9 protein-coding genes are annotated in these 11,174 nt (G+C 44.0%); 8 read left to right on the forward strand and 1 reads right to left on the reverse strand.

The genetic code is table 11. The annotated features are described in order from the left end of the window. Window positions 1–411: 411 nt before the first annotated feature. The 7 genes from AC805_RS18895 to AC805_RS18925 all read left to right on the forward strand — a co-directional run bounded on the left by AC805_RS18895 (window position 412) and on the right by AC805_RS18925 (window position 9,231). Window positions 412–1,932, forward strand: a complete 1,521-nt coding sequence (locus tag AC805_RS18895) for an MFS transporter (RefSeq protein WP_055076831.1) — start codon at window positions 412–414, stop codon at window positions 1,930–1,932. Window positions 1,933–2,404: 472 nt separating this feature from the next. Beyond that, window positions 2,405–2,659, forward strand: coding sequence for a hypothetical protein (locus tag AC805_RS18900; RefSeq protein ID WP_009627654.1), 255 nt, complete (start codon window positions 2,405–2,407; stop codon window positions 2,657–2,659). 40 nt (window positions 2,660–2,699) lie between these two features. Further along, a complete protein-coding gene (locus tag AC805_RS18905; RefSeq protein ID WP_055076832.1) occupies window positions 2,700–3,254 on the forward strand; it encodes a hypothetical protein in 555 nt (184 codons plus the stop codon). Beyond that, window positions 3,254–4,195 carry a DNA polymerase III subunit delta' gene (locus AC805_RS18910; protein WP_055076833.1) on the forward strand — a complete coding sequence of 314 codons (942 nt, stop codon included), beginning with the start codon at window positions 3,254–3,256 and terminating at the stop codon, window positions 4,193–4,195. The genes AC805_RS18905 and AC805_RS18910 overlap by 1 nt, the downstream gene beginning before the upstream one ends. A 133-nt stretch (window positions 4,196–4,328) precedes the next feature. Next, window positions 4,329–7,214, forward strand: coding sequence for an isoleucine--tRNA ligase (ileS, locus tag AC805_RS18915; RefSeq protein ID WP_055076834.1), 2,886 nt, complete (start codon window positions 4,329–4,331; stop codon window positions 7,212–7,214). A gap of 9 nt (window positions 7,215–7,223) precedes the next feature. Next, the gene (locus AC805_RS18920; RefSeq protein WP_055076835.1) at window positions 7,224–8,642 is read left to right on the forward strand and encodes an ATP-binding protein; all 1,419 of its coding nucleotides are present in this window, start codon (window positions 7,224–7,226) and stop codon (window positions 8,640–8,642) included. A gap of 382 nt (window positions 8,643–9,024) precedes the next feature. Further along, window positions 9,025–9,231 (forward strand): chlorophyll a/b-binding protein, encoded by a 207-nt coding sequence (locus tag AC805_RS18925; RefSeq protein ID WP_055076836.1) that lies wholly within the window; start codon window positions 9,025–9,027, stop codon window positions 9,229–9,231. 252 nt (window positions 9,232–9,483) lie between these two features. Here the strand turns inward: AC805_RS18925 and AC805_RS18930 are convergent, their stop codons facing one another. Further along, window positions 9,484–9,960, reverse strand: coding sequence for a MarR family winged helix-turn-helix transcriptional regulator (locus AC805_RS18930; protein ID WP_156341476.1), 477 nt, complete (start codon window positions 9,958–9,960; stop codon window positions 9,484–9,486). A 190-nt stretch (window positions 9,961–10,150) separates the two neighbouring features. On the opposite strand from AC805_RS18930, the gene AC805_RS18935 reads away from it, so the two are divergent. Next, a complete protein-coding gene (locus tag AC805_RS18935) occupies window positions 10,151–10,813 on the forward strand; it encodes a glutathione S-transferase family protein (protein WP_055076838.1) in 663 nt (220 codons plus the stop codon). Window positions 10,814–11,174 lie beyond the last annotated feature (361 nt).

Raw genomic sequence — 11,174 nt, forward strand, 5'->3', positions numbered from 1 at the left:
AATTGGTATTAACTATTTATTTAGCTAGTTAAATGATAGTTTTATTTAACGATAATTATTTAACTATCTTTAAATTATTCTTTAACTATAATGATGTATTTAAACAACCTATTTAAATAGGTTGTTTAAATAGGCTGTTTAAATCATGGACTTAAGTAACTAGATGTAATTAAATAAGTAGCTAGGCATAATTAAAAACCAAAATCAGAGAGTATACCGCCCGCGCAGCGGGCGATATACTCTTCTGGGTTTTAAGTTTAATTATGCCTAGCTACTTATAAAAGACCAAAACCGCTGGCTCTTGATATCCTCGCGTCAGATATTTTGGCTCTGGTTTCTAACTATGCCCCGTCCCTTTGCAGTTTTACAATCAAAATCAAATAACTAGCCGATCGCTAATAGAAATTCAACATGACTGCCCACGAATCAGAACCATTAGATACGACATTAAATCTCGATACGCAATTAGATACGCAATTAGATATTAAGCATCCCGATCAGGACGATCGCCAAAATACAAATAAGTGGTGGACAATTACGGGGATTGGGCTTGGGGTATTCATTTTTGCTTTAGATGTCTATATCGTCAATCTGGCTCTCCCCTCCATGATTGAGTCGCTCCATACCAGTTTTGCGGTGATTCAATGGGTTGTGCTCAGCTACCTATTAGCGATCGCGATTACAGTTTTGAGCATCTCCAAGTTAGGTGATATGTGGAGCAAAAAGAAACTGTACCTGATCGGGATGGTTATTTTTACGCTCAGTTCCCTAAGCTGTGGGCTATCGTCAACCGTGGAGATGTTAATCATCTTTCGCGCAATTCAAGGACTGGGAGCCGCATTTTTATCGGGTTTGGGCACGGCAATTATTGTCGAAGCCTTTCCCCCCGAACAAAGGGGCTTAAGCTTGGGGATTCGGGCTGGGGTATATGGTTTGGGGATTACCCTGGGTCCCACAATTGGGGGACTGCTCTTGGCTGTGGGAGATTGGAAATCGATCTTTTTGATTAATGTGCCAATTGGTCTGATCGGGATCTCGATCGTCGCTCGCTTTGTCCCGCCATCAGTGATTCGCGAAACTTCTAAAAGTTTTGATATTTTGGGGACATTGCTGCTCACGCTAACCCTGACTTGCTTTACGGTGGGCATTACCCTATCGCAAAATAATAGCCTTGATGCCAGCCTTGTTGGTTATCTATTTGCCCTAGCGATCGCGGGTTTTATTAGTTTCTTGATCGTAGAAACGAACCAAGAACAGCCCATGCTCGACTTAAATATATTTAGATCGCGGGAATTTAGTGTCGGACTAATCCTCAGATTTATCGGCAATCTCGTCATGGCAGGAGTAATCTTTATTCTCCCCTTTTTCCTGCAATTGATTAAGCAATATCCCACCGAAAAAGCGGGACTATTGCTAGCGATTCCTCCAGTCATTATCTCCGTAACTGCCCCAATCTCAGGGACTCTTGCCGATCGCTTCGGAGGGCGTTTAATTAGCTTCATCGGCCTGTGTTTAATCGGAATGAGCTGCATCTTTTTTAGTACGTTCGATGCCGATTCTTCCATACTCAATTATGTCCTAGCGATCGCCCCCTACGCCCTAGGCGTTGGCATTTTTCAATCGCCTAATAACAGCATAATTATGGGAGCCGCCCCAGCCAAGCAATTAGGCATTGCCTCTGGGCTACTTTCCCTATCAAGAATTTTAGGGCAAGCTGTGGGTGTGCCCATAGTCGGTTCCATTTTCTCCTTAGTAACGATCGCCACCGCGAAACTTGCCTTTGATGTCGATGTCACCGCAGCCCCTATTGATTCGCTGGTGGCAGGGATACATACTACATTCCAAGCTATTGCCGCATTTCTATTTATCGCCACATTACTTACGACTTGTTTCTGGTGGCTAGATCGTTTTGGAGCTAAACAAGTTAATTAAGTCTTACAGCAATTACCGATCAAACGAACCACAAGAAAAATTTTGAAAGCGTTGCTTCGCAACGCTTTCAAAATTTTTCTTGGTTTAGGTTTGAGCGCAAAGCGCTGTAGATAGCTGGGCATAATTATAGCTACAGTCACTTGAATTAGGACAAATCAAAACCCAAGAATTAATTGGCGGCGCTTCGCGCCGCCAATTAATTCTTGGGTTTTATGTCCTAGGACACTTGGCGACAGCTATATATAACTTGGGCGCAGTTATATATAAAAACCTTCCCACTATCAAAATAGACATCACAAACCAAGAATTAGCGTTGCGGCGCTTTGTGCCGCAACGCTAATTCTTCACTGGCAAGGGAGTGGTAATTGATAGTTTGCGAAAGCTAAAATTTAGATTGCGATCGCACTGTACATTCAGAAGGTAACAAATCTAGGTAAAATCTGCATAGTGCCAGTTAATTCAAATATTTCCCATGCCAGAAGATAACGCTAACGAACCGCAAGTAAACCAATCGGCTAATGAAGCAGTATTTAATGAGGTACTAAAGAGTATAGACATTGACCCAGCTCTGCTTGCCGAGCTGGGCGAAGTGACAAACGATCCAGAACAGGCGATCGACACAGCGATCCGCCAATGGTTGCAGCGTCGAGCAATCAAAGAAGCCGATCGATCGCGTCCTCTCACAATGAATCCCGTTGTTCCGCCTCGTGGCGAGTGGAACGATTAGGAATAATGAAAAAACACTTAGAATTTCGTTCCTAAAAAACATGTATGAATTTTGGCTAAAAGAAAAGCTGCTCTTAATTGTGGGACTATTTCAGTTTGGGCTTATTCTCATTGTTTTTGCGATCGCTAAGTTAAGTAAGTTAGTTGCCTCCAAACTTAGTGCAATTAAAGAAAGCAACCAAAATAAGATTAAATTTGCATCGATCCCACCCAGTTCATCGGATGAAGAAGAGGTCGTGAGTAGTCCAATTAATCATGAAGCAGATCTTGAGACCACCCCGCAACCGATCGCTGACGAGTCCATAAATCCACAACCAGAGATCAATAACGATCGGGACGATCAGGAAAATATCGAACCACCTGTTCCCGACTTAGCGGCAGCCGAACTCACCTATAAAGTCGAAATAGCTCCAGACCTATTAACTGAGTTAAAGGAAATTTCTAGCGATCCTACCGCAATCATCGATGAAGCAATCCGTTGGTGGCTGCGGCGGCGTACTTTGGAGGTTTTAGATGCTTCACCCGATCGCCAATATCGCGTGGGCTTGAACACCTATGGTTCGGGAAGATCGACCAAAGATCGATGGAATGACTAGTGGTGTTTTCCCTAAATTCCCCCTTTGATGTAGTAGTAGGGCAAGACCAAGCGATCAAGTTACTAAAAGCTGCCATTCAACGCGATCGCATTGCTCCTGCCTATTTGTTTGCAGGCACAAGTGGTGTGGGACGCAGCAAAACCGCTTCGGCATTTGCCGAAGTTTTATTGGGCGATCGCCGATCGGCTAATCGGCTGAGCGATCGCAATCATCCCGATCTGCTATGGGTAGAGCCAACCTATCTGGATAAGGGCAAAATGCTTACCGCCAAAGAAGCCGACGCAGCAGGATTAAAGCGCCGCGCCTTACCCCAGATCAGGATCGAACAAATACGAGAAATTAGTGAATTTGTGAGCCGTCCCCCCCTTGAGTGCCAGCGATCGGTGGTCGTTCTGGAGGAAGCTCAATCGATGGCTGAGTCGGCTGCGAATAGTTTGCTGAAAACCCTCGAAGAACCCCTTTACGCCACGATTATTTTGATCGTCCCCGATGCTAGTGCAATCTTACCCACCCTAGTTTCACGCTGCCAACGCATCCCTTTTACGAGACTCAATCAGAGGCAGCTACAGGAGGTACTCGACCTTGCAGGGCATATCATTCCCCCCGAAGTATTAGCCCTAGCCCAAGGCTCGGCGGGTAATGCGATCGAGTCTTTCGAGCGTTTTAAAAGCATTCCTGCGGAATTGCTAACTGCCGTCCGCCAAATTCCTCAAGATGCGAAAACTGCTATGGCGATCGCCAAACAAATCACCAAGGAGCTAGAAGTGGACTTGCAATTATGGCTGATCGATTATTTACAAAATTATTTTTGGGAACAGCAAAGATCGCCAATAGTGTTGCAACACCTCGACAAGGCAAGGGAGTTGATCGCTCGCTATGTCCAACCACGCTTAGTCTGGGAAGTAACGCTTTTGCAAATAGCGGGAAAGATTGCCAACTGAAGAGAGGTGAGGCGCAAAGCGCCGCACCTCTCTTTTCGTTTTTTATGGGCGATAGCTATATATGCGTCATAATAGTGATCGTGACCTCCTTGATGAGGTATAAACCCTAACTAATTTTTGAAAGTTTAGAACGATGACATCTGCTCCTAAAGCCAAACCTGATAATCTCACGAGTCCCACCGAATTAAGCGAATATAAAGACACCGTTAACTTGCCGCAAACGAACTTTTCCATGCGGGCAAATGCGATTATTCGTGAGCCAGAGATTCAAATTTTTTGGCAGGAGCAGGGGATTTACGAAGACTTAAGCAGCAATAACAAAGGTGATATTTTTACGCTCCATGATGGCCCTCCCTATGCAAATGGGACATTGCACATGGGTCATGCCTTGGGCAAATCCTTAAAAGATATTATTAATCGCTATCAACTTTTGCGCGGACGCAAAGCTCGCTATGTCCTAGGTTGGGACTGTCATGGCTTACCGATCGAGCTGAAGGTACTCCAAAATATTAAAGCCGAGGAACGTACTAATTTAACTGCTTTGCAATTGCGGAAACGAGCGAAAGAATTTGCGCTGCAAACAATCGGCGAACAAGCAGCAGTTTTTAAACGTTTAGGAGTTTGGGGAGATTATGAAAATGCCTATTACACGCTTAAACCTGAATATGAATCCGCCCAAATCGAAGTATTCGGAAAAATTGCCCTAAAGGGCTATATCTATCGCGGTCTCAAGCCCGTATATTGGTCGCCTAGTTCCCATACAGCCCTCGCGGAAGCCGAATTGGAATACCCCGAAAATCACGTTTCGCGCAGTATCTATGTCGCTTTTCCAGTCACTAATCCTAGCGAAAAGTTGAAGGTGATCGCCGATCTCACCAATCTCCATGCCGTGATCTGGACAACGACACCTTGGACGATTCCTGCCAACTTGGGCATTAGCGCCAATCCCCATCTGAGTTATAGCATCGTTGCTGCTGCTGACAAAAACTACATCGTGGCTACGGAACTAGTTGAGAAGTTAGCCGCCACTTTTGAGCAAGCTTTGGAAGTGAAATATACCTTTACTGGTGATGTGCTCGAAGGAACCATTGCTAAACATCCAATTTGCGATCGCCCTAGTCCGATTGTCTTGGGCGATCACGTCACCGCTGAGTCAGGTACGGGCTTAGTGCATACTGCGCCAAATCACGGTCAAGATGACTTTATTGTCGGTAAAAAATACAATTTAGGCATGATTTCCCTCGTAGATGATCGCGGTATTTTTAATGAAGATGCTGGCGAAGAGTTAACAGGTTTAAGCGTTCTGAAGGAAGGTAATGCCAAGGTTGTCGAAATCTTGACCGCTAATGGAACCCTGATTAAAGAAGAAGCCTATAACCACAAATATCCCTACGATTGGCGCACGAAGAAGCCCGTAATTGTTCGCGCCACTGAGCAGTGGTTCGCCTCCGTTGATGGTTTCCGAGCAGAAGCATTGAAATCGATCAAAGAAGTTAACTGGATTCCTGCGATCGGTGAGAATCGGATTACCTCAATGGTGCAAGAGCGATCGGATTGGTGTATCTCCCGTCAGCGCACTTGGGGCGTACCGATTCCCGTATTCTATGACGAAGAAACCAACGAGCCTTTGCTCACGGAAGAAACCGTCACCCACATTCAAGAACTCATTCGCGAACATGGTTCCGATGTGTGGTGGGAAAGAGAAGTAGAAGAATTACTACCTGAATCTTACAAAAATAGCGATCGCAAATATCGCAAAGGTACGGACACGATGGATGTCTGGTTTGACTCTGGCTCCTCATGGGCAGGGGTTCTCGGCGGTGAAAGTCACAACTCTAAATTAGTGCCTTACGAACTAAACTATCCTGCGGATATCTATCTTGAAGGCTCCGATCAACATCGCGGTTGGTTCCAATCTTCCCTTCTAACTAGCGTTGCAACCAATGGTTACGCCCCCTACAAGACAGTTCTAACTCACGGTTTTTTGCTGGATGAGAAGGGACAAAAAATGAGCAAATCCCTCGGTAACATTGTCGATCCGATGGTGGTAATTAATGGCGGTAAAGATCAAAAGAAAGAGCCCGCCTATGGCGCGGATGTCATCCGTCTCTGGGCTGCAAGCGTTGACTATAGCAGCGATGTTCCCGTTGGTAAGACGATTTTGGCGCAGATGTCCGATGTATCCCGCAAGATTCGCAATACCGCCAGATTCTTGCTCAGCAACCTCTTTGACTTTCAACCTGCGGAACATCTAGTTCCTTATGCCGATCTCACGGAAAGCGATCGCTACATCCTGCATCGTTTATCTGAAATCACCAAGGACATCACCGAAGCCTATGACAAATTCCAATTCTCGCGCTTCTTCCAAACCATCCAAAACTTCTGTACTGTTGATTTATCCAACTTCTATTTAGACATCGCCAAGGATCGCCTCTACATCAGTGCGCCTAACGCTGCCCGTCGCCGCAGTTGCCAGACGGTGTTGATGTATTGCTTAGAGGCAATTGCCAAAGCGATCGCCCCAGTCCTTGCCCACACTGCCGAGGATATCTGGCAATACTTGCCCTATCCCGCACCGACTAAATCCGTATTCCAATCGGGTTGGTTTATCGTGAATGATGAATGGCATAAGCCCGAATTGGCAGGCAAATGGGACTATCTACGGGATGTTCGTTCTGAGGTCAACAAAGTCTTAGAATCCGCCAGAACTGGCAAACTGATCGGCGCACCCCTAGAAGCAAAGGTCTTACTAGTTTCAACTGATGCAATGCAGAAAGCTTATCTAGAATCATTAGGAGAGGATTTGCGCTATCTCTTCATCGTGTCACAGGTCGAGCTTGTCGATAGCTTACCCGATGCTGACTTTAAGGGAGAGGCTACCAATTTACAAATCGCGATCGCAAAAGCCGATGGCGAAAAGTGTCCCCGTTGCTGGAACTATTCCACCCATATCGGTGAGTCTACCGAGCATCCCCATATTTGCGATCGCTGTGTCAGTGCATTAGCAGGTACTTTTTAGCATTGTCCTATGGTTAATCTTGAAACACTCGAGAAATGGCTAATTACACCCACCGAGACAGAGCAACTTGAATTTAAAGAAGCAAAGCAGCAGTATGATTCAACAAAGCTCCGAGAGTACTGCATAGCGCTGGCAAATGAAGGTGGTGGCTATCTTGTTTTAGGTGTTACCGATAAGCGACCTCGTCAAGTAGTCGGTTCCCAAGCTTGGTCAACTGTAGAAAGTCTAAACAAACTTAAAGCAGGTATATTTCAAGACCTTAGATTTCGGGTAGACATTACCGAACTACAGCATCCCAATGGTCGAGTGCTGGTTTTTAAAGTGCCTCCTCGTCCTACGGGGCAAGCATTGGAATATAAGGGAATCCACTGGATGAGAGTTGGTGAAGAGCTACGACCAATGACTGGAGATAGGCTGAAACAGATTTTTGCGGAAGATCAACAAGATTGGTTTTCCCAACCTGCTCGCCTAGATGCCAGTCCAGATGATGTAATTGCTTTGTTAGATACTCAAACTTACTTTGAACTCCTAAAAGTTCCTTATCCAACCACCCGTGAGGCTGTTTTAGAGAGATTACAAAGCCAAGATTTAATCAAATCAACAACTCAAGGCTGGACAATCACCAATTTAGCCGCGATTGTTTTGGCAAAAAAACTTGATGCTTTTTCTCTAGCGTTAGCGCGTAAAGCTCCCCGTGTCATTATTTATGAAGGTTTCAATAAACTACAGACTCGTGATGATAAAACGTGGAACCAAGGATATGCTGTAACCTTTGAAGAATTAATTAGTTTCGTTTACTCATCTGCACCGCAAAATCGTTTTATCGAAGAAGCAGTACGCCAAGAAGTAAAGATGTTTCCGATGCAGGCTCTAAGAGAACTTATTGCTAATGCCTTGGTACATCAGGATTTTCTAGCAATAGGTGCTTCTGTAATGATTGAAATGTATAGCGATCGCATTGAGATATCTAATCCTGGCATTCCTCCTATTTCTACTGATCGCTTCATTGATGAATACCGCTCCCGCAACGAACAAATCGCCGATCTAATGCGCCGTTTTGGTATTTGCGAAGAAAAAGGAAGTGGCATTGACAAGGTTGTAAGTGCCGCAGAAGGTAATCATCTACCAGCACCAGATTTTCGGGTAGGAGAAACTCGTACCACGACAGTGTTATTTGCTTACCAGACTTTTGATGAAATGAGTAGATCGGATCGCATTCGAGCCTGTTATCAGCATTGCTGTTTGCTATATGTTAGTAACAGACAGATGTCTAACCAGACTTTACGCGAAAGATTTCGTTTGAATGAGTCAAAAACAGCTACTGTTTCTCTGATTATAAAAGCTACGAAAGAAGCTGATTTAATAAAGATCGATGACTCTGAATCAACCTCTGCCCGCTATGCACGCTATCTACCTTTTTGGGCATGAAAGTGCTTTAACACAAAAACAAATCCATAGCCTTTGCTTGCTGAAACCTTTATAAAATCGACTAAAAAGTGCTTTAATGCAAACCCAAAAAAGATAAAATAAAGCTAAAAGCACCTTGTTAATTTAATGTTGATTGTGTCTGCTAAGCATCCTTATGTATGGGGGGCATATATGGGCGATCGCTGAGTCAGTGCGTTAGCAGGTACTTTCTAAATCTGGTCACATAAAAACAAAGAATGGTTTGGCAATGCCAAACCATTCTTTGTACATACCTCTTTATATAGGTACAACTAATCGGTCATCCATGCCTTTAGCTAGATTAACATCTCGAAATATTTTGTTATATTTCTTTATATAAGAAAATCAAATAAAGGAAAAAGCAATGAGCAGCTATACAGTCGACGAACGCGGTGTACTCAACAATTTCGCAGTAGAACCAAAGATGTATGTTGAAGAAACCGACAGAGCTGGTTTCACCCCTTACGCAGAATTATTGAACGGTAGACTTGCAATGATTGGCTTTGTCTCCTTGCTGATCCTTGAAGTTTCCACAGGGCATGGTTTGATTTGGTGGCTGACAAATATCTAAATCCCATCTGTTCCTGATCTAAATGTTTGAGACAAAGTAAAAACGATTCTTTAACCCTATCTTTTGGTAGGGTTTTTTATTGGTTTGGAGATATAAGTAGCTAGGCATAATTAATTACAAACCAAAACCCGTAAAGTTGCGCCCCTACGGGGCGCAACTTTACGGGTTTTGGTAATTTATTTTGCACAAGTACTTATCGTTATAGTCCAAATCACAACCCAAGAGTTGATTGGTGGCACTTCGTGCCACCAATCAACTCTTGGGTTTTATATTTATTTGTGCCGAGTTACTTAATAAGCGATCGCATATTGTCTGTAAAACCTGCGCCTCGTCCTCAGAGATATGACTAGCAAAATGCTCAGAAATCCCCTCAGCGTAAACGATCCACATTTTTTGCTGCATCGCCAAACCTGCCTCAGTTAAGACTGCATAGGTTCCGCGCCGATCGCTTGGACAAGATTTTCGATAGAGCAAGTCGGCTTTTTCGAGACGATCGACTAATCGCGTTAGATTGCTACGGGTTAATAGCACTTTTTCAGCTAGTTCGCTTAAGCGCAAACAGTTATCGGGTGCTTCTTTGAGTGTAAGCAATACGTCATACCACTCCAAAGGCGGCAGATCGGCTTGATCAAGCTTTTGGGCAATGCGATCAAGCAGCTTGGTATGAACGGTCAAAAGCGATCGCCAAACCGAACTTCGCAAAGGATCTAGGGCTGAATTTATTGACATACTTCCAGTATCCAAAAAAATCGTTGCAATCGCAATTATAAAAATAGGCTCATAGGGGCTGCGAAGCGCCGCCCATATCTTTGGGAATTTAGTTGCAATTGCAATTAAATATGATAAGTTAAATTTAGTTGCAATTGCAATTAATGTAAATGCAACTATATCCAAATATTAGCCCTATTTACAAATTGCCATGTTGCCAAAGCTCAAGCTGATCAGCCACAATCTTTGTCCCTACGTACAGCGATCGCTAATCACTGTCCTTGAAAAGCAAATACCTTGCGATCGCGAATATATCGACCTTGCCAACAAACCCGACTGGTTTCTTAAAATTTCGCCATTGGGGAGAGTCCCATTACTGCTGGTTGATGATGAAGTCTTGTTTGAATCCGCCGTAATTTGTGAATATCTTGATGAAATTACACCCGATTCACTGCATCCTGAGGATGCCTTAACCAAAGCTAAACATCGCTCTTGGATCGAATTTGGGTCAAATCTACTGACAAAAATTGCGGGTTTCTACTCGGCTAAGGATGAAGAGACTTTTGAAGCAAAACGGTTAGACCTGATTGCAAATTTAGAACTACTAGAAGCACAACTCATTACAGCACCATATTTTGGAGGCGAAAAATTTTCGCTGATTGATGCGGTCTATGCCCCCATATTCCGCTATCTTGTTGCCTTCGATCGCTATCAAAATTTTGGCTTTAGCGATCGGACTCCCAAAGTTAAGGCTTGGCGCGAAGCTCTATTAAAGCGACCATCGGTTCAGCAAGCCGTTGACGAAAATTATTACGAATTACTGGATGAGTTTTTCCAAAAGAGGAATAGTTTTTTGAGTGAGTTGATTAAATAGCTCCGCAAAAAACAGATCTAAAACCTGCGGCGCAGGCTGCGCCGCAGGTTTTAGGGTTTTATATTTATAGCTGCCGCCAACTATATCAGGACATAAAAGCCCAAAGAGAGTTGCCGCGCGGAGCGCTGCAACTCTCTTTGAGGTTTTGATTTTGTCCTAACAAAACTGGCGGCAGCTATGATCAAGCCCAATTAGAGCGTGTTTGAGAAGTTTTTGGCAATAAAAAAAGGTGAAAAAAAGCTCCCAAAGGTATAGCCTGTCAATATACAAAAACAAAGACAGCCTTATGGAAGCAACAAAGAAATCATACCCCACAGACTTAACCGATAACCAGTGGGAACTAATAAAAGACTTGATTCCA

The organism is Pseudanabaena sp. 'Roaring Creek' (assembly GCF_001402795.1).
Lineage (GTDB): Bacteria > Cyanobacteriota > Cyanobacteriia > Pseudanabaenales > Pseudanabaenaceae > Pseudanabaena.

Excerpts from the sequence above, each read along its gene's own strand:
- ileS (WP_055076834.1), top strand. The coding sequence starts at position 4,329 with ATGACATCTGCTCCTAAAGCCAAACCTGATAATCTCACGAGTCCCACC.
- AC805_RS18905 (WP_055076832.1), top strand. The coding sequence starts at position 2,700 with ATGTATGAATTTTGGCTAAAAGAAAAGCTGCTCTTAATTGTGGGACTA.
- AC805_RS18930 (WP_156341476.1), bottom strand. The coding sequence starts at position 9,960 with ATGTCAATAAATTCAGCCCTAGATCCTTTGCGAAGTTCGGTTTGGCGA.
- AC805_RS18935 (WP_055076838.1), top strand. The coding sequence starts at position 10,151 with ATGTTGCCAAAGCTCAAGCTGATCAGCCACAATCTTTGTCCCTACGTA.
- AC805_RS18925 (WP_055076836.1), top strand. The coding sequence starts at position 9,025 with ATGAGCAGCTATACAGTCGACGAACGCGGTGTACTCAACAATTTCGCA.
- AC805_RS18895 (WP_055076831.1), top strand. The coding sequence starts at position 412 with ATGACTGCCCACGAATCAGAACCATTAGATACGACATTAAATCTCGAT.
- AC805_RS18900 (WP_009627654.1), top strand. The coding sequence starts at position 2,405 with ATGCCAGAAGATAACGCTAACGAACCGCAAGTAAACCAATCGGCTAAT.
- AC805_RS18920 (WP_055076835.1), top strand. The coding sequence starts at position 7,224 with ATGGTTAATCTTGAAACACTCGAGAAATGGCTAATTACACCCACCGAG.